Raw genomic sequence first — 23,613 nt, forward strand, 5'->3', positions numbered from 1 at the left:
TCATACCATATCTTCCGCTAAACTTCAACACTTTAAAGTGATAGCCTGATTTTTTCTCATCTCTTTATCATAATTCTTCGCAGCTTTTCTTCAAAGCTTTCGCTTGCAGTTTCATCAAAAAACGCTCTGACGATATATACCGTACCGTCAATTTCATTCGTAAACTTTAAGGGTTCGGGATAGATGGACTGCTCAAACCAAGCAAGCCGTTCTTCCTTTGTCATTTGGGCGAGTTTATCGGTAATATTATCAATTACCTCCTGCAATTCATCAGTTTCTTGAATTGGATTTCCATTTTCGTCAATATAGATCATCGTGCGTCACGCTCCTTTCGCTGTGATTTTTTATGCTGTTGTTCTTCTTTCGCTCTGTATTCATTGGCATAGAGAAGATCCGTTTTTTCTTGAATTTTTACCGACCGATCCTCTATGCCTTTGTTCAGTTTCAAGCGCTTTCGCAGAGAAGTAATCTGTTCCGTAACCTTTGCTTTTTCTTCTCTCAAAATCTCTTTTTCGGCTGGTAAGGCTCTGCGGATTTTGTTTTGCAGCTTGGTGCGGTAAGCGGTCAGCTTGTCCATTTCTCCTTGCAGCTTTTCTCTGTCGGCATATAGATCTTCAAGAGTTTCGATTCCGTATTTGCTCATATACCGTACCTGATTGGACAACTCGTCCAGCTTCCGCAGATCCTCTTTGAGATAAGGACTTGTAGGACGATAAGTTGTTTTCTTCGGTAGAACGCCCAACAGATAGCAGTAGTGCAGATAAAGACGATAGATATGACTTGTCTTTTGGAAAGGTTTAAACCAGCTTCGCAAGTCCTGCGGCATTTGAGGTGGATAGGTGATTTCTGCTCTGCGGTTTCCGTATCTTGCGTATGCTCCCATATTTCTTTTAAAGTGATCCGGCGTCCATTTCTCATCAAGGGTATCAAGCCTTGTGAAGTGTTCATACTGCGGCAGGCGTATCTGCCAATGCTTTCCCGTAAAGTCGGTGATATATCCTTTTCGTCTGAGATAGTCCTCCATATAGTAAGGGTTACGGCTGAAGTTTGCCGCTTCTCTCACATCTTCCCGATACACATTGTAGCGTGTCGGTTTACCGCTTTTCTCATCCAGCCATACTTGCCTTGATGGTGCTTTATGCGGTTTTTCGATAACCGACAAGCCGTGTTCCCGGCAGATTCGGTCTGATACATCACGAAGCCTTTGCCTTTCAGAATTAGAGTAGTTGTATTTTCCGCCGTCAAGGAAAGAAACGGAGTTAAAGGCGAAGTGATTATGAATATGGTCTTTGTCAAGGTGGGTAGTGACGATGATCTGAAACCGATCGCCCCACATTTCCTTTGCCAGTTTCAATCCGATTTCGTGTGCCTGCTGTGGTGTAACCTCATCAGGCTTAAAGCTCTGATACCCGTGCCAAGCGATATATCCGTCGTCCTTTCCGTATTGTTTTTTGGTGAGTATCATCTGCCGCAAAGCAATCTCTTTTAAGCAGTTAATGGCGGAAACATACTCTCCGTTTTCAGTAGCTTCGGGTCGGCTGACATAGGAAAAGACATTGTAGAAGTCCTGCAAGCATTTATCTTTTGATACGGTCTTTTCGGGATTTTCTACATAGTCGATCAGGTCTTTTAATCTGCCTTTGATATGCCAAAGTGAAGTTGTAGCCATTATCCCACCTCCTGCAAATCTAATATTAAGCACTCGATTTCTTTACAGATTGTAAGTGCAGAAGGCTCATATATTGCGCATTTCTTGAAACCGTTATGGACTGAGTAGAGGGCATTCAGCAGTTCCCAAAACTCCCGTGGCGGCTTTGCTTTCGGTGTTTTACCTGCACAAAGCTGCCTTATGAATTCGGACTGTGACAATCCGCAAAGGTTAGCACAACGCTCAAGCTTTTGTTTTTCTTCTTCGCTCAGTCTTACTGTTATGACCTTTTTATCACTTTGTTTCCTGCTCAAAATATATCATCTCCATTCTTGTGTTTTTGGCTTTGTAAGGGGGTATTCAGGGGTGCTTCCCCTGAGTTAGTCCACACGCCTTTAGGCTGTGGATTTGGATTTTGGGTATCAAAATCCGATGCTCGTTACTGTTGTGGACACACTATTTCTCTTTTTTTTGCCGGTCTGTCTGAACGTCGTTTTTCTATCCCTGCCCCGGACTCTCACCGCAGCGTCGTTTCGCTCTCTCTGCTCACGCAAAGGGTCTTGGCAAAATCATATTCCATCCAGCCGGTCATTCAGTTGTAACCGGCTTTCGGGCAACAAAAAAAGCCGGCACACAAATGCGTACCGACTTCCCGCAAAAGGATAGACTTATCCCTTGCGGTGTGGCTTCACATTTATGTAACCGGCTTTGAAATTCAAAGTCGAAACTGTCTTTTACGCTTTACCCTCTGCCGACAGTTCAGGGCAGCTTGGAAGCGACGGCATTTTCATTAGCATGCCGCAGGTGTTGTCCGGCTTATTGCCGTTCTCTCAATCAATTTGTGAAAATATATTCAGTTGCAGGACAGATAAACTGTCACTTTATATTATATGGAACAAATGTTTGCTTGTCAAGATGGTAACCCCTTTTCAATCGAACTGTCCTGTGAAATTCACAGGACAGTTCGATCATTGGTTACGGATTGTATCTTTTCTTTCTACTGTAGACAACTGCTCCGAGCAATCCGGCTCCCGACACAAATAACAGGGTTACCCATAACAGCATATTGCTGTTATCGCCGGTCTGCGGGCTGGATGTGGCTCCATCATTTTTGTTCGGGGCTTGCGTCGTGGTGTCATCGCCGCTGGTCGGGTTATCTCCGCCGGTTTGGTTGTCTCCGCCGGTCTGGCTGTCATCTCCGCCCTGCACCGCCGTGATCGTAAACTCCGTCTTGGCTATGCCGTTTTTCGATTCGATCTCAAGCGTGTGCTTGCCTACGGATAGCGTTTCAAGATAAGCTGCGTTCAGGGTGACTATCGTGCTGCCTTCCTTTACCGTGTAGTCGGTAGTCTTGAGCTCTTTGCCGTCAACCATGACTTTCAGGAAATCAGCATATTCAGCGTCAGACGTGAAGCTGAGCCCGTCTGTGCCGCTCTTCTGCCAGCTGCCGTTGGCTCCGGCGATAATAACCGGCGGCTGTACCGGCTCCTGCGCTTCCTTGTATTCGATCAGCAATTCAAACGCCTCGGCTGTACCGCCGGATACATCCAGCGTCAGCGGGAAAGTGACGGTGGTGGCGGTATAACTGCTTGCCGCCGCTCCGTTTTTAATTCGGGCAGTCGCTCCGTCATATCCCTGGGGCAGAGGAATCGTCAGCGTTCCGCTGAGGGTTTCGCCCTGGTAGTTCTCAAGGGGAATGGAGACGGTGTAGCCCGCCTGGATGTCGTAGCCTTCGCTGAGCTGTGCGTCAACCATTGGGTTGTAGTAGTCGATGGCAAGTCCCTGATATTCGTTAAACTCACCCACGGTCACCGCAGTGTCCGGGGTAAAGGTCGCGGAAAGCTCCGGAGCCGGGGAGTACTCCGCATCTCCCTCCTCCAGCACCCTCACCGGCAGGTCGATGGGGTCTGACGCAGGCGCAACCTTTGTGGCGGTGTAGGAGTAGATTTGGGCGACGTGCATGGTGTTAAAAACATCATAATATGCCTTGTCTTCAACAGTCTCTGTGCGGTAGGTCACACCTACCATGGCCTCCACCCGGTTTTCGCCTTTTCCCAACTGGCCAAGTTCCGGCGGGTTGGTATAAAAGTCCTCCGCAGCAAGCTGCTTTTCCGACACGACCTTTTCGTCGGCATGCAAATCAGAGATATCCGTCACGGAAATGGCGGCGTCGTTGGGCACAACGCTGACACTGCCGCTGCCGGAAATCAAGGCATCTGCCACGGCTTTTGGGTCATCCCAGTTCAGCTTCATTTCTTCATACTTGGCCTGATCCCGGCTGAAACAGAGAAGACCAGTGACGAAGACATTTTCTTCAAAAGTGGGGATCAGGGATTTATAAGGCTCATCCAGCCCCGCCCGGATTTGCTCCATCAACTCATTGGAGTGGATGGCATTGGGAGAATAGACATAGTGGAGATCCGCCCCGTCCACATTCTCGATGGTGACGGCATACACCTGGCTGTCCGAGCCGCCTGCGATGACCTCATCGGAATAGGCGTTGTAGGTGTCTCTTTTGGTAGGCGGATCCGCCGCAAACGCGGTCACAGGCAGCAGCCCCACCAATAAGCACAGGCTGAGCAGTATTGCCCCCAGTCTTGCCCCTGTTTTTCTTCTTTTTGTGTTCATGTTATGTTTCCTCCTTTTGATTTCATCATAACCGATAATTTCAGCTCATTTTCCAGCAGCTGTTCCACACGGTTTGCCAGATAATCCACCGCACGCTGCTCGCCCTGCCGGGAAAGTCCACCATAGGGGGCGCTGATCTCCACAGTCAGGACGGTAGCGGGCGGCTGTTCGGACACGGACAGCGTAAATCCGCTTCTGTTTCCGTAAACGGTCACTTCGGCGGCGATACCTCCGTTTTCCGCTTTGTCGTATTCGCTTTCTTCCGAATCCAGAACATCATACAGCGCATACAGCACCAGCTGCTTGGTATATGGCAGAATGCGCTGAACCGCTCTCATACTATCGCCTCCTTTTTGTGTTTTGTGATCTTATGCCCTCGGCTTAAATGTTTTCACTTGCCGAAAACATTTCTTCATCTCCGGCTCGCACTGATAATCGCATGCTAACACACACCATCACTCTTATATGATACATACAAATTCCATCATTTTGTAGTTCACATACGCGCCATTCTTGCAAAAACGGGGGTTCACATGTGTGACATCTTGAAAAAATACATAAAAATAACGCTACTTTTCTCGCGAAAAGCAGCGTTATGCCCAAATAAAATTTACTCTGTAAAATTCATATAGCTTTGGAACAGGCCGAGGCGTGTTTTGGTTTCGGTCTTTTCATAAATAGAAGAGATGTACCGCTGCACCATCCGCCGGGAGATATACAGGCTGTCGGCAATTTCCTGTACGCCGTCCTCGGTCGTCAATAACTTTTCCAATACTTCCGTCTCCCGGGGAGTCAGGGAACAGCGCCGGGCATAGAGCTTCAGCCGTTCCTGCGGGGAGAGTTCACGACTTTCGGAAGGCAGCTCCTCTGTCGGTTTGGGAGAAACGGCGGCACTGCTCAGATACGGCAGCAATACCAGCAGGATCAGGATAGACAGCAGGCAACTCACTACAGCCAACACCGTATTGCCAACTGCGCCATAGATGTTGAACGCCGGCAGCACGGTTGCCGCTACCGTAAAGCTGCGTACAATGCGCCCCATACCCGCCCACAGCTCCGGCCTGCTGCTTTTGGGCGCAAAATCCAGAAACATCACCGTGAAAAAGATCACATAAAAGCCGCTGTACAGATACATCAGCGCAGTACCGGCAAAATAGCTGACTTCATCCGAGAGAAAGAACATACAGACAGAGGAGAGCAGGATCGTACATACGGTGGAAAGGGGAAGATATTTCCGTTCCCTGATGTCTGCAAGAAACCCCGCCAGAATCAGCCCCAGTGCATAGAACAGACGAACGCCGCCGTAAATATCATAAGATTTTTCGGCATTGAAGGCTGTCAGCACGCTGTCGATCATTCCGGCTACAAGACTCATAAGTACCACCGCGACGATCAGAAGCAGCGCTTTTTTGAAATCTTTCCGGGTCTCCGACGAATAGGGCAAAGGATTTTCCAGAATCCAGTCCTTCGGCGCTTTCATGATAAAATACATGACAAACGCAACGCTGAAAATAATGCTGATGATAAAGGCGACAGACTGCGGTATTAAATTCTGTACCACAAACTGTAACAGGATCGCCGCCCCCATACCCGTGCCGATCAATCGTCCCGTATACCGGCTCCCGGCAAAATACATGGCCGTATTGTAATACACACATCCACTGATATGGCCGGTCAGCAGCAGGGCTGCGGAAGAGCTTGTCAGGAAGAGTGCCGGCTGGTTTGCAAAAAGCAAAACCACAGCCGCCCCAATGCACAGAATACCAAGAATGGTCTGCGCCGTTTTCCTTGATTTTTCTTTTTTACAGAGGCGGCGCAGCAGGGAAAACGAAAGGAATCCCAATCCTGTGCAGACAAGCCCAAAGGTATATACGGGATTTACGGCACTGCTTCCGAGAATCACGGCACAGCGCTCGTTGATAAACGCCTCCGTCAGCATAAAGGCAAAAAAGCATAATGCAAAACAGATTGCGCAAAGCAGCTCTGAGGATGTGATTTTCTGCCGCTTCATGATTCTTCGGCCCCCCTCCTGAGTTCCACCACATCGCCGATTTCACAGTGAAGCGCCCGGCAGATCCGTTCTAAAATCTCAAGGCTCACATATTCGTCATGGCTGAGCTTTGCAATGGTGGAAGCCGAAACACCTGCCATTTCAGTTAAGGCGGATTTTTTTATTTTCATATCGATCAGCCGTTTCCACAGTTTGTTATATTGTACTGCCATACGGTTCACCTCATTGTCATGATAAGGGTAGTATAGCACAAAGTTTGCGAAATCTCAATGAATTTCCTGATTTCTCGTAAAATATGTTTAGATCGCATTTTCCATCATGATATCAAGGGTTTTGTTATTTTCCTTCGTTTCAGGATTGTATTGCGAAAATACATCAAGATATGCTTTTGTATGCGAAAGCATATCTGATCTGTTGGAAATCGAAAAATAGCGGATGAAAAAGCTTGATTTTAAACCGTTTTTTAAGTCTAAACTTTAAGGGGTAAGGTGTAAACACCTTACCCCTCGTTTTTGTGTTTCAAAGTGTTACAGGCTTGATGGCACCGCTTTTCATAGTTTCGGTTTATGCAAAAATTACTTTTGCATTCACGATTTCCGCTGCCGATTCACGCAGTGCGTTCATCCTGCCTATCCATTCCATCGAATGTTCGGATTTGAGTTTTTCGGATATACCCTCATGCTCTGCCATCTGTTCTACCAACTTAAGAAACATATTCTCTGCCTGTTCATTAATATCAGCAAGATAGCTGTTCAGCCTGCCGCTTGTGAGCAGATTGGTGTAAAGTATCCTGCGGTGCTGTTTGAGATAGCGCAAGTGCCGCTGTCCCCATACGCCAATGTGCTTTTCTTCTTCGGGTGGTAATGTGAGATCAGGAAGATAATAATTACCTTGTAATGTATAGCTGATACCTGTTTGTTCGTTATAAATATTCTTTTGCATAATCACGCCTCCTTGTAGATCACTTTGAACTTCTTTTTCTTTGCGTTTATAATTTTAAGCAAAAGCTCGTCAACTGCGTCTGTGTATCTTCCTTTGGCAATCAAACGATTTCTTAATTCGTTCAGGCTGTTAATAATAATTCTACGCTCGTATTCATTAAGCACTATGTAATATTTTCCTTTCAACGCTGTCACTCCCTCAATAAATCTTCAAAAGGGGTTTCAGAGGTGATAAAGGTATCAAGCATAAGTTAAGCTCCTAAACGAAATCCCATAATAAAACTGTCTAAATTAGGTTCTCCGTTCACAATGTCCCAAGCGTTTACATAATCAAGAAACCGCTTTTTGTTTTCATCAGATAGCACTGTTGTCAGGAAATCTTCATTTGTCATCAAGTTTTCCATTTGTTTCTGAACAGCCTTGTTTTGCTTTGTGCTTCCCGCTTGTGGTTCAATGTTTCCGTAGTAAAATTCTTCAATAAAGTTTTTCATTATGTAATCCTCCGTTATAAGTTGAATTATCCTTACAATTCAATCATTTTGGCTGACTACAAAAGCGAAAGGGAGACAACTTCCTTACGAAGTGTCTCCATTGGGTCTCCTTTTAGCGTTTTCATTATACTAATTAACGAGGGTTTTTATTAGTAAAGTGCATTTTAACAAATACTTTGCACAGTTCAATGCAAATACATTTTTCATTTTCATCAAGAGATGAAAAAACATGAAACATTTCTTTATCTAATGGAGAAGAATATTTATGTATATCATGATCTAATAGATAGTCGATAGAGACATCAAAATAATCAGCTATAGTTTTGAGAGTAGCAAAATCAGGCTCACGGGTGCCTTGAACATAACTTCCAAGAGTTGAAGGCGCCATGTTAATTTGTTTTGCTACTTCTTTTTGTGTAAGATTTCTTTCTTTTATTAAAACGCGTAAATTATTGCCAAAACTCATTTTGTATACCTCCGTATAAAATAGTACATGCAAAATTTGTAAAAAACTCTCACATCTGCAATACGAGTTGACAATACACAAAACGAGTTATATCATTTAAAATGATAAATAGTCATGAAATAAGGAGATAATATTATGGTTACTATTGATTCGAAGTGTGAAATTATTGAAAAGATAAGTGCTTATGCCAGCAAAGATAGTGAATGGAATAACAGATGGGAAAAATCACCCATTCCTATTCAAATAAATAAAAGAAAAAATGGTATTGTTTTTGGTATTCAAGATCATATAAGAGCGATGGTATATTCTATGTTTTCATCAAATAGATGTTGGAGTGGTTTGGAAAAAGAAATTGATGAGGAAACGGGTAAAATTAGAGCTTTGGATAAGATATTTTACGACTATGATGTTGATTTCATAAAAGAATACAATAATGATGAAGTAAAAAATGCTATTTGTGACAAGCATTTTGGCAATAGAAGAATAAAGGAACAAGTGGAGGCTTTAAAAAGCAATATTGAATGGTTAGTAGTAATTGATAATAAGGTAGGCATTGATAAATATTACAAAGAATTAATTGCAAATGAGATTAATTATATTGATGGAATGATAACTCTAATAGATTATCTTGCGCCTAAATTTAAGGAAATGGGAGTAGCTTTGACAGCGGAATATCTTCGTAATGCAGGCTATGATATTGCAAAGCCGGATATACATTTAAAGAGGATTATGGGAAGTGAAAGGTTAGGATGGTCATTAAGAAAAGAGGCTCAAGATTACGAAGCAATTTATATAGTTAATGATATTTCTGCTAATATGAATTGTTCAAATGCATGGATTGATTATGTACTTTGGTCGTATTGTGCGAAAGGCCATCTAAATATTTGTAAGAAGAATCCGAATTGTGGCAAATGCGTTATAAAAGCAGGATGTAACAAAATATAGAATTTATGTAACTATGTAATGTTGTGGAGGATGAATAATGGCTTTAGCTAAGATTATAAAATATGAAGGTGATAATGAAACTTTTGTATGGAAGTCACCGATTGAAGATTTTAATACTATGTCGCAGCTTATTGTACATCAGTCTCAAGAAGCAGTATTTTTTAAGAATGGACAGGCGCTTGACCTTTTTGAAGCAGGTAGATACACACTAGATACACAAAATATTCCTTTGATTCGAAGATTTCTAAATTTACCTACAGGGATGAAAACACCTTTTCATTGCGAAGTGTATTTCATAAATAAAGCGCAACAGATGGCAATAAAATGGGGAACAGATAGTCAGGTGCAATATATGGAACCCACTTACAAGTTTCCACTCCAAATAGGAGCTTCAGGTGAAATGTCACTTTCTGTAAGAGATTCGCGAAGATTATTGGTAAAGTTAATAGGCACTGAAACAGGGTTAACACAAAATGGTCTTGTTGCACAATTTAGATCATTTCTTATGTCGAAAATTAAACCATATATCGCTCATACAATGCAAAATGCAACTTATAGCATATTTGAAGTTGATGCACATATGGATGAGTTTTCTGAATCGCTTAAAGTAGCTTTAACACCTGATTTTTTAGAATATGGAATATCCTTAGATCAGTTTTTTGTAACGACAATTGCTAAACCTGATGGCGAAACGGCATATGAGAAGTTTAAAGATATATATATAAGGCAGTATTCGGATATTGCTGCAGCACAGATACAGCAGAAAGTAGATATTATTGAACAGGAAACTGAAGCAAGAAAACTAGTAATTGAGTCAGAAGCTATAGCTAAAAAAAGAACTCAAGAAGGTTATACATATCAGCAGGAAAGAGGATTTGATGTAGCAGAAAAAGTTGCAGAGAATGAAGCTGTTGGAGAATTTACAAATATGGGAGTTGGTTTAGGAACTATGGCAGGAGTTGGAGGTGCTGTCGGAGGTATGGTTGGCGGCATGATGAATGATGCTGTAGGTCAATCAATATCACCTAATTATAATAATGTTCAAGATAATAGTTTGGAAGCGTTTAAGATAAAACTAGAGAAACTGAAAATAATGAAAGACAGTGGACTTATTTCTGATGAAGAGTTTAATGTAGAAAAACAGAAATTGCTTAGTAGTCTTTAATGGGAGGAGAAACGATGAATTTTAATAAAAGAAAAGGTATAGCAGCAGCTACATCAGTAATAGTACTGGTCATGTTTAATATTGTTGCTTTTTTTACTCCTGTAAAACATACTATAACATTTTGGATTGGATATAGTTTTGTCACTTTAGCTGTCATTCTTTTCATGTCAGTTATGATTGCTTTGTTTTCTTCAGATAGCAGAGATAGGATGTTTCGCAACTTGCCTATAGTTAATATAGCTTGGTTATATTTTGTATTACAGATTATAGCTGGAGTATTACAGATAGCTAGTATTATGTCATATATTGGTGCAATCATTACAGATACTATTTTGACGGGCGTATTTGTCATAGTAGTAATGGCATCAAAAGCTGCAATAGATAATATTGCTGAAAAAGAATCATATATTGCAGATAAAGTCATATTTATCAGTAATATGAAACATGAAGTGTCTTTAATAAAAACCGATGATGTGGATTTGCAGAAGAAATTATATCAGCTTAAAGAAGATATTGAATTTAGTGATCCAATGAGTCATTCAAAACTTCGTGACATAGAAATAAAGATTGAATATGTAATATCACATTTGAAAAATAACATTGCAGATAAGGAAAAAGCTATAGCTGATATTATCGAAATAGATTCTCTTTTGAAGGAGAGAAATGCAAAATGTAGATTATTAAAAAATACAAAAGAACCTAAAATTAGTAAGGACAATTCTGGAGTTAAGTATCTTACTATAACGGTGGGAACCGTAGGCCTACTTGCGACAATTGCAATAGTAATATGTTTCGTTGTAATTCCAAAAAATCTATATGCAGATGGTATGGCTTTATATGAAAATGAAAAGTATGAAGAAGCTAAAAAGATATTCGTGGAATTGGATGGATTTGATAACAGTAAAACGATGATCGAACTCTGCAATGATGAAATAAATGCAGAAAAATATCAGCTTGCACTCGAAAAAACTGAGGATAGAAATTATGTTGATGCGATTAATATATATAAGGAGTTAGGAGATTATAAGGATAGCAAAGAACAGATAGAAAAAATTCATAATAGATTAGCCAAAGAAGATGTTGTTTATTATGGAACTTATAAAGAGAACCCAATAGCTTGGAGAATTATTGAAACGGATAACGATAGTATGTACTTGATTGCGGATGAAGCGATTAATGAGATGCCATATAATGAAGATTTAAAGAATGTTGATTGGACAGAAAGTTCGATATATGAATGGTTAAATAATGAATTCATAAAAGCATTTTCTGATGAACAGCTTGAATCTATTATGCCAACTAAAATTGACGGAACTGACTGTAAAATATTTTTAATGGGATATAGAGAAGCCGAAGATTTAGAGGACCAATCTATACTTGATGCAGAAAAAGAATGGTGGCTTAGAACTAAAGTAGATGCTAATGCGATATATGTATCCGCCTCAGGGGAAATAGTGGACGAGGGGGATCAGGTTGTAAGAGCAAAAGGCATTAGACCATGCATTTGGATAGATTTGAAATAGGTGGAGTATATGATTTATAAATGTAAAATATGTGGTGGCAGTGTTACTTTAGATTCTGTAAGTCGAGTGGCTGTATGTGATTATTGTGGAACTAAGCAGGTGTTTCCGAGATTTACAGATGAGAGTGAAAGACGTTTATTTGAAAGCGGGAATAACTATTTACAGCATGGTGAATATGATAAAGCGGAAAGCGTATTTAATCAGTTGTTATCAATAGCTCCTAAAGACGCAGAGATATATTGGGATTTAGTGTTATGTAAATATGGAGTGACATTTGTCAGTGATTCAATGACTGGTAAATATGTGCCAACTTGTAATAGAACATATTATGAGTCAATATTTGATGATAACAATTACCAAAAAGCTATTGAATATGCAGACGAAGAAGAGAGAACTCTTTATCAAGAATATGCAAATATAATACATGAGATACAAAAAGGAATTCTCGAAATTTCAAGAAAGGAAAAACCTTTTGATATATTTATCTCATATAAAGAAACTGATGTAAATGGAAATAGAACTGAAGACAGCATTAAAGCTCAGAAGATCTATGAAAAGTTAACAGAGAATGGCTATAAAGTGTTTTTTTCAAGAATAACTCTTGAAAATAAAATTGGAACAGAATACGAACCATATATTTATGCAGCACTATCTTCGAGTAAAGTTATGTTGACTGTTAGCTCCAGCAAAGATAATTTAGAAGCACCATGGGTAAAAAATGAGTGGAATAGATTTCTGAATTTAAGACAACAGGATAACAGCAAGGTATTAATACCTTTGTATTTTGATATGTCAAGAGATGAATTACCAGATGAGTTTGCTATTCTTTCGGCTCAGGAAATTAGTGGAGAAGAAAATATAACTGAATTGGTTAGAGGAATAAAAAAACTCATTCCTCTTCCTGTAATGTTGGCAGAAAAGAGAAAAGCTCGTAATAAAAAGATAAAAATAGGAGTGTTCATTGCTTCTGTTGTTATTATCATAGGCACAATAGCTGCAATTCCACATATAAAGAATTATATAAAAGAAAGCCAGGAATATGAAGTGGCGATACAACAACTTTATGATGGTGATTATGCAGAAGCTGCTTGGGGATTTGAAGCTTTAGATGGTTTTAAAGATTCAGAAGATAAAAAAATTGAAGCCGAAAAATCATGGCGGAATAGTTTGGCTACTGCCACTGTGATGAATACTGAGATGGGTGGTAATGAATATTATATATCAACAAATGGTGAAGCAGAAATTTTGAACATAAATGCTGGAATTACGAATAATGATATGAACACGAATGAACATGGGGAAGTCGTATCAATAGCGTTATGTCCTAATAGGGGAGGAGATACTGATATTACGAAAAATCCATATGTATTATATGAAGATGGATATCTTATGAATTCGGCTGATAATAACAATTTAGAAAATGATTGGGAGGATGTAATACAAATATCAGATGGATTTTCAAATACTAATGTAGCTTTAAAATCAGATGGAACAATGCTTGTAGAACATCCATATCATACAGATAAATGGATTGAACCAATAAAAGAATGGCATAATATTGAATCATTTGCCTATGATAACAGTGGGGTGATTTTAGGTTTACAGACAGATGGAAAAGTAAAAGGAGTATTTTCAGAAAATATGCGCTCGCAAGAAGCAGAATCGTTTCTGGACGGGATTAGCAATATAAAAAAAGTATATGTGACATGTGGTGGAGTTAATAATGACGAAATATATATATTAGCCATTAATGATGAGAATACTGGTTATGAATTTGCAAATGGCACAGTATCTAAATGGGATGATTTAGATATTATTGACGCAGAGATGCAATATCTGCATGTAACAGAGGATATTAATCCAAGATTAGATATATATGTAGTTAATAAGAAGCATGAACTGACCAAATTAGGTGATGATAAAGTTATTATGAACGATGTTGTATATGTTGATAAAAACTCTATCATTTCAAGGAATGGGAATGTATATAAGGGATATATATATTCAAATGGACCAGAGAAACTTGAGGTTAAATCAATTGTCAGAGATGAATGGCTATAGAGGGAGTATTTATGATATGTAAAAACTGTGGTGGAAAGCTTCATATTAAAGATGGTATATATGTTTGCGAAAATTGTGGAAGCCAATTTGCATTAACTGATATATTTGAAAATATTGAAGTATCTATTTGTTATGTAGAATATGATAACGCAGGAAGAAGAACAAAAGATTCTATTATAGCGCAAGATATATATCAAAGATTAGAAAGCAACGATATTAAAACATTTTATAATAGAATATCTACAGATGGAATGACTGGGGACGAACTGGAAAAAGCAATACATTCTGCTATGGCAATAGCAAGAGTTATTGTAATTGTTGGGACTTCAAAAAATAATTTTGAAATTCTTTTGGAAAAGAATAAAGAATTATTAGAAGGTAAAACAATAGTTCCTGTGTTTTCAGACATGGATGTATCAGATATACCAAATGAAATTTCATCAATACAAGCACTGGATTATAATAGAATTGCTGCTTCAGCAGACTTGGTGAATGGAATTCTGAATGCTTTGGGACGAGATAAAGAAACAGATTTTATGACAATCTCCCAGAAAGTTGATTCAGAAAAAAGAAAGAAAAGGAGGAAGATTTCAATAGTTATATCTATCATTTGTATAATTATATGCATAGTGGGTATCGTTATTGGATATTCTTTGAGTGATAAAGCTAGATATAATAAAGCGATGGAGCATATAGAAAATAGTAAATATGCTGATGCAATAGATATTTTATATAATATTCAAGAATATAAAGACAGTAAAAATCAATTAGAATTTCTTTATCAACAGTATGCAGGATATTATAAAGATGAAAAAACTAATATTTCGATGCATATACAATTTTTAGATATTCAAAGCGCTACGGTAGATGTTTCAGAAGTTATTGATGAAAAATTTGTGAGATTAAGTGAAAGTTCTAAAGTAAATGTAAATAACATTAATGCTGATTTCGTAGATAGTGAAAGTAATAGTGGAACGCTGTCAATAGAACTTAAAAATGATGGTATTGAACTATCATTAGCAACAGAAGTCAAAGAGTCAGAAATATCTTTTGAGAACGCTAAAGTGAAATTTAAATTAGACAAAAAATCAGATGAACCTCTTAGACAGAATTTGGATAAAGAAAATTTAATCAATTATCTAAGAAAACCAAGTACTTTGAGTGATATTTCACAAGCGGGATACGAATTGGAATTACAGAAAGCTGAATTTGGCGATCCTATAACTTATCGCATAAAAGATACAGATATTTATCTATGGGTTTCGTATGAAGATATTGAAACGCTAAAAAAGAATGAAGCATCATCTGAACCGCCTAAGCTTCAATATAAAGAAGATCCTCTTATATTAGGAATTGAAGCTCCTGCAAATATAGTTGCGCCGGATTTAATAGGCAAAAGTGGTAAATCATTTGTCGAAGATGATATATTATTTGTTCCATCAAAACTAAAAGCAATAAGTTGGGACTTTTACGGATTAACTGATTTAAACGATAGTGTGATATCATCCAATGATTCAATTTCTTTTACAAGCAGAGAAATGTTGAAGGATGAAGAATTTGATGCTCGTGTGGACTATTTTTGCAATGGCGGAATGGAAAAGTGGATGGAAGAGAATAATAATGCATCTGAAATTTATATGGAAGAAGAGAATAATACATCTGAAGAAGATGATTATTTTGGAGAACCAAATGTCTTCTGCCCGGAATGTGGCTATAGTTGGTTTACTACGGGTGTAGGCATTGAAGGGTTTACATGCCCAGAATGCGGTGCGAAATGGTTACCGTGATTATAGAATTTGTTATAGAAACAGGCAGTCGCATATGACTGCCTGTTGTAGTATATATGGTTTTAATTTAGACAGACGATTACAATCAGTCATGAATCTTAAGCTCATGAAGCATCTTCATAAATTCGGTGCTAGTATGGTCCACAATCTGGCTTTTGCCAACATCAAGAGCATCAATTTTGCTCATATCATCATCAGTAAGGGAAAAGTCCCATATATCGAGATTCTGTTCCATGCGATCTCTGTGAACAGACTTAGGTATAACAATAACGCCTCTCTGTACATTCCATCTCAATGCAACCTGAGCAGGAGTCTTACTGTATTTATTCCCTATTTCAGTTAGTACGGGATGGGTAAATATACCGAAGTTGCCTTCTGCAAAAGGTCCCCAGGCTTCCGGAGTTATACCGTAGTTTTTCATAAGCTCAAGGGCATTCTTTTGAGAGAAGAACGGATGCAGCTCTATCTGATTTACTGCAGGTATTACATCCACAGTTTCGCATAAATCAAGGAGCCTGTGAGGATAGAAATTGCATACACCTATGGCTTTTAAAGTTCCTTCCTTATACATTTCTTCCATGGCACGGTATGCACCCACATAATCTCCTAAAGGCTGATGGATAAGATAGAGATCGATGTAATCTGTTCCAAGTTTTTTAAGAGAGGCTTTTACAGCTTGTTTTGCACCTTCGTAGGAAGCGTCCTGTACCCACAGCTTTGTAGTTATAAACAGTTCTTCCCTTGGTACACCTGATTTTGCTATGGCGGCTCCTACAGCTTCTTCATTCATATATGCAGCTGCTGTATCAATCAACCTGTATCCACATTCTATGGCATCAATCACTGCTTGCTTACACTGGGAAGGGTCAGGCACCTGAAAAACACCGAAACCTTCCATAGGCATTTTTATTCCGTTGTTAAGGGTTACATATTCCATTTGTCTACCTCCTTTGAGATTGTAATTTGATTTCTTAAATAAATTTTACTTTTGAATTTCGCTGATGTACAATACGAATAACGGAAGCTGATATAACTATCACTTATAGTATAGGAGAAAATCATGATAGAAATGTATCTTTTGGAGCAGCTTGTTGCTTTTGCACAGACGGGAACTTTATCTGGTGCTTCGGAAAAACTGCACATATCCCAGCCTGCTTTAAGTAATTCCATGAAAAAGATAGAGGATATACTTGGTGTCAGTCTGTTTGAAAGAAAGAGCAACAGGCTTGTCTTAAATGAAAATGGGAAACTAGCAGTTAAGCTGGCAGAGGATATTCTAGCCCGTGAAAGGGAAATGGAAGAAAGAATAAGAAGGCTAGACAGAAGTAGACATACTATAACTATAGCTTCATGTGCACCGGTACCTTTGTGGAATCTTGCTCCGATGATTGCAGAGATATATGACGGGATGGCGGTATCGTCACAGCTTTTTAAAAACAACGAGGAAATTATAAAAGGTGTCAAAGATGGAGCTTATACAATAGGTGTTATTCACGGCGATGTCCAAGGGGATGAGGATATCGAGAAGATGCCATTTGGAAAAGAAAAGTTGTTTCTTGTGGTGCCCTATGAACATCCGTTGGCTCAAAAAGATAAAATTACCGGAAAGGATATTGATGGTCAGAACCTGCTGCTTTACTCAAATATAGGGTTTTGGTATTCCCTTGTAAAAAAAGAACTTCCCAATGCACACTTTCTGATGATGGATGATTACGATGTTTTTGGCAGCATAGCTGAGACGGAAGCCTTTCCATCCTTTGTTACCGATGCCAGTTTGCAGGAAAGGGCAGCACCTAAGGGAAAGAAAATTTTGGAGATCGACGAGTCATATGCGACAACAGAATATCATTTAATATGGCAAAAAAAGAATTATAGCTTTTTAAAACCGCTGATTGAAAAGAGTCACTAAAACATATATAATAATTAGCGGTTGCGTGATGGACTAGATAAGTTTAATTAAAGGCATCCGCGGCCTAATATATTGGGAAAGGAAAAGATAAAATGCAGGACATACGAATAAAGGAACTGTTCAGAAACACAAATGAATATGCTGACAAAGAAATCACTGTCAGAGGCTGGATAAGGACCAACAGAGGCTCCAATAAATTCGGCTTTGTGGAACTCAATGACGGTTCTTTTTTCAAATCCCTTCAGGTTGTATATGAAGCGGATAAAATAGATAACTTCCAGGAAATTTCCAAGGCGCCGATAGCTTCAGCTCTCAAGGTAAGAGGTACACTGGTGCTGACTCCGGAAGCAAAGCAGCCTTTTGAGCTTAAGGCTGAAGAAGTTGAAATCGAAGCGGGCTCTGATTCCGATTATCCTCTTCAGAAAAAGAGACACAGTCTCGAATATCTGAGAGAAATCGCTCATCTCAGACCGAGAAGTAACACATTCTCAGCGGTGTTCAGAGTGCGTTCTCTGGTGGCTTATGCGATTCATAAGTTCTTCCAGGAAAATGGATTTGTATATGTTCACACTCCAATAATCACAGGCAGCGATGCGGAGGGTGCAGGAGAAATGTTCAGAGTAACAACCCTTGACCCGGCAAATCCTCCTATGGCAGATGGACAGGTGGACTACAGCCAAGACTTCTTTGGAAAGGAAACAAACCTTACAGTGTCCGGTCAGCTGGAAGCAGAAATCTTTGCAATGGCTTTTAGAGATGTATATACTTTCGGACCTACTTTCCGTGCGGAAAACTCAAATACCGCAAGACATGCATCGGAATTTTGGATGATAGAGCCGGAAATGGCATTCTGCGATCTTGAAGGAAATATGCAGACAGCCGAGGCTATGATTAAATACATCATCAGATACGTTATGGAAAACGCTCCTGAGGAAATGGAATTCTTCAACAACTTCATCGACAAGGGTCTCATCGACAGACTGACAAATATCGTCGAATCTGATTTTGTAAGAATCACATATACCGAAGCCGTTGAGCTTCTCAAAAAAGCGGATAAAGAGTTTGACTACCCGGTTGAATGGGGTATAGATCTTCAGACAGAACATGAAAGATATATAACTGAAGAGGTCTTCAAAAAACCTGTATTTGTAACTGATTATCCAAAGGATATAAAGGCCTTCTATATGAGACTAAACGAAGACGGCAAGACAGTTGCTGCATGTGACCTTCTTGTACCGGGCATCGGTGAAATTATCGGAGGCAGCCAGAGAGAGGAAAGACTTGATGTCCTTAAAGCCAGAATGGATGAAATGGGACTTGAGGAAAAGGACTACTGGTGGTATCTGGAGCTTAGAAAATACGGCGGAGTTAAGCATTCCGGTTACGGACTTGGATTTGAGCGAATGATAATGTATGTTACAGGAATGAGCAATATAAGAGATGTGCTGCCGTTCCCTAGAACACCGAAAACGGCAGAATTTTAAGATTGAAAAAAGAAGGCTTTTAAAGTCTTCTTTTTGTGGTATAGAAAGTAGGAAAAGTAACTGACATTTACTGACACTGAATTTATATGAGAAAGGAAAAGACATGAATACCAGCATTTTTACCGTAGCAGGACCGGTGATGATCGGCCCATCCAGCTCACACACAGCAGGAGCTGCAAAGCTCGGCAGAGTTGCAAGACAGATATGCGATCATAAATTTGACAGAGTGGAATTTTTCCTTCACGGCTCTTTTGCTCTGACAGGCAAAGGTCATGGAACGGATAAGGCGCTTCTGGCAGGAGTTATGGGCATAAAGGAAGACGATGCAAGACTTCCTGAATCCTTTGAAATCGCAGAAAAGGAAGGACTTGGTTTTTCTTTCGGAGAAATAACACTCGAAAACGCTCATGAGAATTCCGTAAGAATAAACTTCTATGACGGAGATGAACTGATTGTCAGCGTTGAGGGTGCTTCCATAGGAGGAGGAGAAATCGTAATCACAAAGATTGACGGATATGATGTAAAGATTAGAGGAAATCTCACCACAATATTTGTCAGACAGAACGACAAAAAAGGTGTAATAAGCCATGTGGCAGGACTTCTTAACGAGTACGATATAAATATCGCTACTATGAATGTGAGCAGAAGCGCCAAGGATGCCGATGCCATGTGTATAGTGGAAGTTGACGGTGACATCGACGAGGAACTGGCAGCTAAGCTTGCAGATTACAAGGAAATCAAATTCGTTAAAGTAATTAAACATCTGTAAAGAGATATAACGACGGGAGAATAATATGTACAACAGTTTAAAAGGTATGCTCAGGGAGGTAGAAAACTTTAACGGAGATCTGGCCGAACTGATAATAGCCAATGAAATAAGTAAAACGGAAAAAACAAGGGAAGATGTAATTGCTGAAATGACAAAAAGGCGTGGAATAATGAAAGATTCATCAGAAGCTGCGACAGGCAGAGACAATGATCTTCAGAAGACTTTCATTTCCGGAATGTCGGCAGACCAGCAGGAATATACTGATAAAAACGATACCCTGTGTGGCGGCCTTGTAAATAAGGCAATGGCAAAGGCTCTTTCCTGCAGTGAGGTTAATGCGGCAATGGGCAAAATCTGTGCAATGCCGACTGCAGGCTCTTGCGGTATAGTTCCTGCAGTTTTGGAAACCCTTGCTGAAGAGCTTGGTGCAGATGATAACAGGGTAGTAAAAGCCTATGTGGTAGCTTCCGGTACGGGAGCACTGGCTGTGGAAAATGCCACTGTTTCCGGCGCCGAAGGTGGATGTCAGGCAGAATGCGGTGTGGCAGCGGCAATGGCTGCAGCAGGAGCAGTATATATGAAGGGCGGCAGCGCAGAGGAATGTATTGAAAGCTTTGCAATCTCCCTTATAAACATAATGGGGCTGGTATGCGATCCGGTTGCAGGTCTTGTACAGATACCTTGCGCTCAGCGTAATGCTTCTCAGGCGGTAAATGCACTTCTCAGTGCGGACCTTGCCATGGGCGGAATGAAGTGTGGCATTGATGCTGATGAAGTGATAGAATCTATGTACAGGGTAGGAAAGCTGATGCCGGTACAGCATAGAGAAACATCCTTAGGCGGCATAGCTGTAACTGCCAGCGCAAAGGAATACGAAGAAGCTCTTAAAAACATGTAAGAGCATATGCTGTAATATGTAAAATATTATTATGAGAGGAGCATATCATGAGAAAGGAAATAAGAAGAAAAGATAAGGAAATCTCAAGAGCCGAAGCCTTCGAAATCCTTGAAAAAGGACATCTTGGTACATTGGCTGTAAACGGTGAAGAGGGCTATCCTTATTCCGTTCCGGTAAACTATTGCATGGATGGAGAAAATATCCTGTTTCACAGTGCAATGGCGGGATATAAATTTGACGCCATGAAAAAGGACCCTAAGGTATCCTTTTCGGTTGTACTCACTGAGGAAATAATTCAGGAAGTGTTTACAAGCACTTATGAAAGCGCTGTGGTTTTTGGTAAGGTAAAATTTATCGAAGACGAAGCCGAAAAAAAGGAAAAACTCATGATCCTTGTAAAGAGACACCATGGAGACTTTGTGGAAAAAGGACAGGAATATGTTGATAAAGCCGTGGCTGAAACTGCGGTAATCGAAATAATTCCTGAACATGTTTCTGGCAAAAGAGGTGTAGTATAAATATCATTTAGCTATCAATTAAAACTATAAATAAAATACAGCTGCGGGGAGTTCGGATAACGGACTGAGAGTAAGCAAGCGCTTAGACCCTTTGAACCTGATGTGGATAATGCCACCGTAGGAAAGCGTCATTTTAGATGTGCAAAGAGATATGCGAAGAGTAAAGCGCGGAGCCCCGGCTCCGCCTTTTAATTTCTTCCCTAAAGCTGCGGGCAGAGAAAAGGAGATGATATCATGCTCGGAGAAAGACTTGAAAACGTAAGAAAAAACACACCGCTGGTACACAACATTACAAACTATGTAACAGTAAACGATGTGGCAAATGTGATTTTGGCTACAGGAGCCAGCCCTATAATGTCAGATGACATCGAAGATGTAGAAGACATAACTACCATTTGCGGGGCTCTGAACATCAATATCGGAACATTAAACCAGAGAACGATACCTGGAATGTTTAAAGCCGGCAAAAAAGCAAAAGAACTGGGTCATCCTGTAATACTTGACCCTGTGGGAGCAGGAGCCAGCAGATTGAGAACCGAGACTGCTATTAAGATTGCCGACGAAATAAAGCCTGATGTTATCAGAGGAAACATTTCGGAAATAAAGACCCTGTGGACAGGAGAAGGCAGCACAAAGGGTGTAGATGCGGATATTGCAGACCGTGTAACAGATGAAAATCTGGCTGAAACAGTTGATGCTATAAAGGCACTTGCAAAGGAAAGAAGCTGTGTTATAGCAGTTACAGGAGCCATCGACATAGTGGCAGATGCTGACAAAGCGTATATAATTAGAAACGGCGTTGCCGAAATGGGACAGATAACAGGTACAGGATGCCAGCTCAGCGGCATGACTGCAGCCTATGTTGCTGCAAACCCGGATAATCACCTTGAAGCTGTTGCGGCAGCTGTGGCTTCCATGGGTCTTGCGGGAGAAAAAGCAAAAAATGGCGGAGAAATTATGTATTCTAGAACCGGTGTCCAGGAAGGCAATTCCACAATGAGAAACAGAATTATAGATGCTATCTGCAATATGACAGGCAAGGAGCTTGAGAAAGGCGCAAAATATGAAATCATCTGAAATGAAAAATAAGGATTTGTTGTTGTATGCGGTAACCGACAGAAAATGGCTTAAGGATGGCGTGACCCTTGCCGACGAATGTAAAAAAGCCATAGATGGTGGAGTTACCATGATACAGCTTAGAGAGAAAGAACTGGGATATGATGACTTTCTCGCCCAGGCTAAGGAACTGAAGACGCTCTGCCAGAGCAGAGGAATTCCATTTATCGTAAATGATAACGTGCAGATTGCCATAGAAGTGGGCGCCGACGGCATACATGTAGGCCAGGAGGATATGCACGCAGACGATGTACGCAAACTCGCAGGAAAGGATATGATACTGGGAGTTTCCGCTCAGAACGTTGAGGAAGCAGTAACGGCGGAAAAAAACGGAGCCGATTATCTGGGAGTGGGAGCAGTATTTCCGACATCCTCTAAAGATGATGCCAGTGAAGTGGATTTTGAAACCCTTAAGGAAATCTGCCAAAGCGTAAGCATACCGGTCGTTGCCATTGGCGGTATAACCGAAGATAACATAAAGGAACTTAAGGGAAGCGGCATTGTGGGCATTTCTGTAATCAGCGCTATATTTGCTCAGGAAGATATAAAAGATGCTTGCGAAAGACTATGTGCCAATACGGAAAGAATCCTTCCTGCTGACAGTAGCGCCTATAAAGATATAAAGGGTGCGATATTCGACATTGACGGAACTGTCATTGACAGCATGAAAATCTGGGACAAAGCCGGACTGATGTTTTTGGAAAAACATGGTATAAAAGGCGATGATGATTTGGGAAAGAGACTTTTTGCCATGACCATCGGCGATGCGGGAAAGTATATTCAGGAAAACTTCCTTCCCAATATGAAGCCTGAGGAGATTTCCGCAGGAGTAAACGATGTGATTCGCGGCTTTTATATAAATGACGCTCAGCCGAAGGAAGGCATGATTGAACTTATTAAAACGCTTAAAGAGGAAGGCGTTAAGTTGACTGTGGCAACTTCCACCGACAGAGATGTATTTATGCCTTGTCTTGAAAGACTGGGACTGGATAAATATTTTGACGGTATTTTTACATGTACGGAGGTAGGTCACAGCAAGGCAGAGCCGGAAATATTTAACCAAGCATTGGAACTTATGGGAACTTCTCCGAAGGAAACTTGGGTTTTTGAAGATGGTCTTTATTCGGCAAAAACAGCTAAAAGTCTTGGAATGAAGGTGGCTGCTGTCTATGATGAAACATCACGCCATGACTGGGATGAATTCAGACTTATGGCAGATGCGATTATACGAATAAACGATTAAACTAAAAGAA

24 protein-coding genes and 1 riboswitch are annotated in these 23,613 nt (G+C 40.3%); of the genes, 12 read left to right on the top strand and 12 right to left on the bottom strand.

All coding sequences use genetic code 11. The features are described 5' to 3' along the window. Positions 1 to 56: 56 nt before the first annotated feature. The 11 genes from INF20_RS04075 to INF20_RS04125 all read right to left on the bottom strand — a co-directional run bounded on the left by INF20_RS04075 (position 57) and on the right by INF20_RS04125 (position 8,185). Positions 57 to 314: a transposon-encoded TnpW family protein gene (locus INF20_RS04075; protein WP_226385103.1), complete on the bottom strand. Its 258-nt coding sequence runs from the start codon at positions 312 to 314 to the stop codon at positions 57 to 59. Further along, positions 311 to 1,669 carry a relaxase/mobilization nuclease domain-containing protein gene (locus INF20_RS04080; RefSeq protein WP_226385104.1) on the bottom strand — a complete coding sequence of 453 codons (1,359 nt, stop codon included), beginning with the start codon at positions 1,667 to 1,669 and terminating at the stop codon, positions 311 to 313. Before INF20_RS04080 ends, INF20_RS04075 begins: the two co-directional genes overlap by 4 nt. Continuing rightward, the gene (locus INF20_RS04085) at positions 1,669 to 1,962 is read right to left on the bottom strand and encodes a DUF6290 family protein (RefSeq protein WP_226385105.1); all 294 of its coding nucleotides are present in this window, start codon (positions 1,960 to 1,962) and stop codon (positions 1,669 to 1,671) included. The genes INF20_RS04080 and INF20_RS04085 overlap by 1 nt, the downstream gene beginning before the upstream one ends. 661 nt (positions 1,963 to 2,623) lie before the next feature. Beyond that, a complete protein-coding gene (locus tag INF20_RS04090) occupies positions 2,624 to 4,276 on the bottom strand; it encodes an LPXTG cell wall anchor domain-containing protein (RefSeq protein ID WP_226385106.1) in 1,653 nt (550 codons plus the stop codon). Beyond that, positions 4,273 to 4,614, bottom strand: a complete 342-nt coding sequence (locus tag INF20_RS04095; RefSeq protein ID WP_226385107.1) for a hypothetical protein — start codon at positions 4,612 to 4,614, stop codon at positions 4,273 to 4,275. The genes INF20_RS04090 and INF20_RS04095 overlap by 4 nt, the downstream gene beginning before the upstream one ends. A gap of 272 nt (positions 4,615 to 4,886) precedes the next feature. Continuing rightward, positions 4,887 to 6,287, bottom strand: coding sequence for a LuxR family transcriptional regulator (locus INF20_RS04100; RefSeq protein WP_226385108.1), 1,401 nt, complete (start codon positions 6,285 to 6,287; stop codon positions 4,887 to 4,889). Continuing rightward, positions 6,284 to 6,499 (bottom strand): helix-turn-helix domain-containing protein, encoded by a 216-nt coding sequence (locus INF20_RS04105; RefSeq protein ID WP_226385109.1) that lies wholly within the window; start codon positions 6,497 to 6,499, stop codon positions 6,284 to 6,286. Before INF20_RS04105 ends, INF20_RS04100 begins: the two co-directional genes overlap by 4 nt. 352 nt (positions 6,500 to 6,851) lie before the next feature. After that, positions 6,852 to 7,229 carry a TnpV protein gene (locus INF20_RS04110; protein WP_226385110.1) on the bottom strand — a complete coding sequence of 126 codons (378 nt, stop codon included), beginning with the start codon at positions 7,227 to 7,229 and terminating at the stop codon, positions 6,852 to 6,854. A 2-nt stretch (positions 7,230 to 7,231) separates the two neighbouring features. Further along, the gene (locus INF20_RS04115; protein ID WP_226385111.1) at positions 7,232 to 7,414 is read right to left on the bottom strand and encodes a hypothetical protein; all 183 of its coding nucleotides are present in this window, start codon (positions 7,412 to 7,414) and stop codon (positions 7,232 to 7,234) included. A 65-nt stretch (positions 7,415 to 7,479) separates the two neighbouring features. After that, positions 7,480 to 7,719 carry a DUF6809 family protein gene (locus tag INF20_RS04120; protein WP_226385112.1) on the bottom strand — a complete coding sequence of 80 codons (240 nt, stop codon included), beginning with the start codon at positions 7,717 to 7,719 and terminating at the stop codon, positions 7,480 to 7,482. Positions 7,720 to 7,852: 133 nt separating this feature from the next. Beyond that, complete coding sequence (locus INF20_RS04125; RefSeq protein ID WP_226385113.1) at positions 7,853 to 8,185, bottom strand: helix-turn-helix domain-containing protein; 333 nt, start codon at positions 8,183 to 8,185, stop codon at positions 7,853 to 7,855. Between the two features lie 135 nt (positions 8,186 to 8,320). On the opposite strand from INF20_RS04125, the gene INF20_RS04130 reads away from it, so the two are divergent. From INF20_RS04130 to INF20_RS04150, 5 genes are read left to right on the top strand one after another with little or no spacing between them, the layout of a single operon-like run. Then, positions 8,321 to 9,130 (top strand): hypothetical protein, encoded by an 810-nt coding sequence (locus INF20_RS04130; protein WP_226385114.1) that lies wholly within the window; start codon positions 8,321 to 8,323, stop codon positions 9,128 to 9,130. 37 nt (positions 9,131 to 9,167) lie between these two features. Continuing rightward, on the top strand, positions 9,168 to 10,295 hold the full coding sequence (locus tag INF20_RS04135) for an SPFH domain-containing protein (protein WP_226385115.1): 1,128 nt from the start codon (positions 9,168 to 9,170) through the stop codon (positions 10,293 to 10,295). A gap of 14 nt (positions 10,296 to 10,309) precedes the next feature. Continuing rightward, on the top strand, positions 10,310 to 11,818 hold the full coding sequence (locus INF20_RS04140) for a DUF6273 domain-containing protein (protein WP_226385116.1): 1,509 nt from the start codon (positions 10,310 to 10,312) through the stop codon (positions 11,816 to 11,818). A 9-nt stretch (positions 11,819 to 11,827) separates the two neighbouring features. Beyond that, positions 11,828 to 13,879, top strand: coding sequence for a TIR domain-containing protein (locus INF20_RS04145; RefSeq protein ID WP_226385117.1), 2,052 nt, complete (start codon positions 11,828 to 11,830; stop codon positions 13,877 to 13,879). After that, entirely contained in the window at positions 13,870 to 15,666 is a 1,797-nt protein-coding gene (locus INF20_RS04150) for a TFIIB-type zinc ribbon-containing protein (protein WP_226385118.1), read from the top strand. The genes INF20_RS04145 and INF20_RS04150 overlap by 10 nt, the downstream gene beginning before the upstream one ends. Positions 15,667 to 15,751: 85 nt before the next feature. Here INF20_RS04150 and INF20_RS04155 read toward each other — a convergent pair whose 3' ends face one another. After that, positions 15,752 to 16,603 carry an aldo/keto reductase gene (locus INF20_RS04155; protein WP_226385119.1) on the bottom strand — a complete coding sequence of 284 codons (852 nt, stop codon included), beginning with the start codon at positions 16,601 to 16,603 and terminating at the stop codon, positions 15,752 to 15,754. Positions 16,604 to 16,726: 123 nt separating this feature from the next. Here INF20_RS04155 and INF20_RS04160 point away from each other — a divergent pair, with 123 nt between their 5' ends. From INF20_RS04160 to thiE, 7 genes are all read left to right on the top strand, one after another. Next, a complete protein-coding gene (locus INF20_RS04160; RefSeq protein WP_226385120.1) occupies positions 16,727 to 17,575 on the top strand; it encodes a LysR family transcriptional regulator in 849 nt (282 codons plus the stop codon). A 92-nt stretch (positions 17,576 to 17,667) separates the two neighbouring features. After that, positions 17,668 to 19,059: an asparagine--tRNA ligase gene (gene asnS / locus INF20_RS04165; RefSeq protein ID WP_226385121.1), complete on the top strand. Its 1,392-nt coding sequence runs from the start codon at positions 17,668 to 17,670 to the stop codon at positions 19,057 to 19,059. A gap of 103 nt (positions 19,060 to 19,162) precedes the next feature. Beyond that, positions 19,163 to 19,828: an L-serine ammonia-lyase, iron-sulfur-dependent subunit beta gene (gene sdaAB, locus INF20_RS04170; protein ID WP_226385122.1), complete on the top strand. Its 666-nt coding sequence runs from the start codon at positions 19,163 to 19,165 to the stop codon at positions 19,826 to 19,828. 25 nt (positions 19,829 to 19,853) lie between these two features. Next, complete coding sequence (gene sdaAA / locus INF20_RS04175; RefSeq protein ID WP_226385123.1) at positions 19,854 to 20,726, top strand: L-serine ammonia-lyase, iron-sulfur-dependent, subunit alpha; 873 nt, start codon at positions 19,854 to 19,856, stop codon at positions 20,724 to 20,726. A 47-nt stretch (positions 20,727 to 20,773) separates the two neighbouring features. After that, positions 20,774 to 21,244: a pyridoxamine 5'-phosphate oxidase family protein gene (locus INF20_RS04180; protein ID WP_226385124.1), complete on the top strand. Its 471-nt coding sequence runs from the start codon at positions 20,774 to 20,776 to the stop codon at positions 21,242 to 21,244. 33 nt (positions 21,245 to 21,277) lie between these two features. After that, a riboswitch (TPP riboswitch) is annotated at positions 21,278 to 21,385 on the top strand. A gap of 93 nt (positions 21,386 to 21,478) precedes the next feature. Further along, positions 21,479 to 22,321, top strand: coding sequence for a hydroxyethylthiazole kinase (gene thiM / locus INF20_RS04185; RefSeq protein ID WP_226385125.1), 843 nt, complete (start codon positions 21,479 to 21,481; stop codon positions 22,319 to 22,321). Then, positions 22,308 to 23,603, top strand: a complete 1,296-nt coding sequence (gene thiE / locus INF20_RS07985; RefSeq protein ID WP_318959505.1) for a thiamine phosphate synthase — start codon at positions 22,308 to 22,310, stop codon at positions 23,601 to 23,603. The genes thiM and thiE overlap by 14 nt, the downstream gene beginning before the upstream one ends. Positions 23,604 to 23,613 lie beyond the last annotated feature (10 nt).

The organism is Gallibacter intestinalis, from assembly GCF_014982745.1.
GTDB lineage: Bacteria > Bacillota > Clostridia > Peptostreptococcales > Anaerovoracaceae > Gallibacter > Gallibacter intestinalis.

Bases quoted from the DNA above. Each gene is read 5' to 3' on its own strand.
- INF20_RS04075 (WP_226385103.1), bottom strand. From the start codon at position 314: ATGATCTATATTGACGAAAATGGAAATCCAATTCAAGAAACTGATGAA.
- INF20_RS04080 (WP_226385104.1), bottom strand. From the start codon at position 1,669: ATGGCTACAACTTCACTTTGGCATATCAAAGGCAGATTAAAAGACCTG.
- INF20_RS04090 (WP_226385106.1), bottom strand. From the start codon at position 4,276: ATGAACACAAAAAGAAGAAAAACAGGGGCAAGACTGGGGGCAATACTG.
- INF20_RS04095 (WP_226385107.1), bottom strand. From the start codon at position 4,614: ATGAGAGCGGTTCAGCGCATTCTGCCATATACCAAGCAGCTGGTGCTG.
- INF20_RS04100 (WP_226385108.1), bottom strand. From the start codon at position 6,287: ATGAAGCGGCAGAAAATCACATCCTCAGAGCTGCTTTGCGCAATCTGT.
- INF20_RS04105 (WP_226385109.1), bottom strand. From the start codon at position 6,499: ATGGCAGTACAATATAACAAACTGTGGAAACGGCTGATCGATATGAAA.
- INF20_RS04110 (WP_226385110.1), bottom strand. From the start codon at position 7,229: ATGCAAAAGAATATTTATAACGAACAAACAGGTATCAGCTATACATTA.
- INF20_RS04120 (WP_226385112.1), bottom strand. From the start codon at position 7,719: ATGAAAAACTTTATTGAAGAATTTTACTACGGAAACATTGAACCACAA.
- INF20_RS04125 (WP_226385113.1), bottom strand. From the start codon at position 8,185: ATGAGTTTTGGCAATAATTTACGCGTTTTAATAAAAGAAAGAAATCTT.
- INF20_RS04130 (WP_226385114.1), top strand. From the start codon at position 8,321: ATGGTTACTATTGATTCGAAGTGTGAAATTATTGAAAAGATAAGTGCT.
- INF20_RS04135 (WP_226385115.1), top strand. From the start codon at position 9,168: ATGGCTTTAGCTAAGATTATAAAATATGAAGGTGATAATGAAACTTTT.
- INF20_RS04140 (WP_226385116.1), top strand. From the start codon at position 10,310: ATGAATTTTAATAAAAGAAAAGGTATAGCAGCAGCTACATCAGTAATA.
- INF20_RS04145 (WP_226385117.1), top strand. From the start codon at position 11,828: ATGATTTATAAATGTAAAATATGTGGTGGCAGTGTTACTTTAGATTCT.
- INF20_RS04150 (WP_226385118.1), top strand. From the start codon at position 13,870: ATGGCTATAGAGGGAGTATTTATGATATGTAAAAACTGTGGTGGAAAG.
- INF20_RS04155 (WP_226385119.1), bottom strand. From the start codon at position 16,603: ATGGAATATGTAACCCTTAACAACGGAATAAAAATGCCTATGGAAGGT.
- INF20_RS04160 (WP_226385120.1), top strand. From the start codon at position 16,727: ATGATAGAAATGTATCTTTTGGAGCAGCTTGTTGCTTTTGCACAGACG.
- asnS (WP_226385121.1), top strand. From the start codon at position 17,668: ATGCAGGACATACGAATAAAGGAACTGTTCAGAAACACAAATGAATAT.
- sdaAB (WP_226385122.1), top strand. From the start codon at position 19,163: ATGAATACCAGCATTTTTACCGTAGCAGGACCGGTGATGATCGGCCCA.
- sdaAA (WP_226385123.1), top strand. From the start codon at position 19,854: ATGTACAACAGTTTAAAAGGTATGCTCAGGGAGGTAGAAAACTTTAAC.
- INF20_RS04180 (WP_226385124.1), top strand. From the start codon at position 20,774: ATGAGAAAGGAAATAAGAAGAAAAGATAAGGAAATCTCAAGAGCCGAA.
- thiM (WP_226385125.1), top strand. From the start codon at position 21,479: ATGCTCGGAGAAAGACTTGAAAACGTAAGAAAAAACACACCGCTGGTA.
- thiE (WP_318959505.1), top strand. From the start codon at position 22,308: ATGAAATCATCTGAAATGAAAAATAAGGATTTGTTGTTGTATGCGGTA.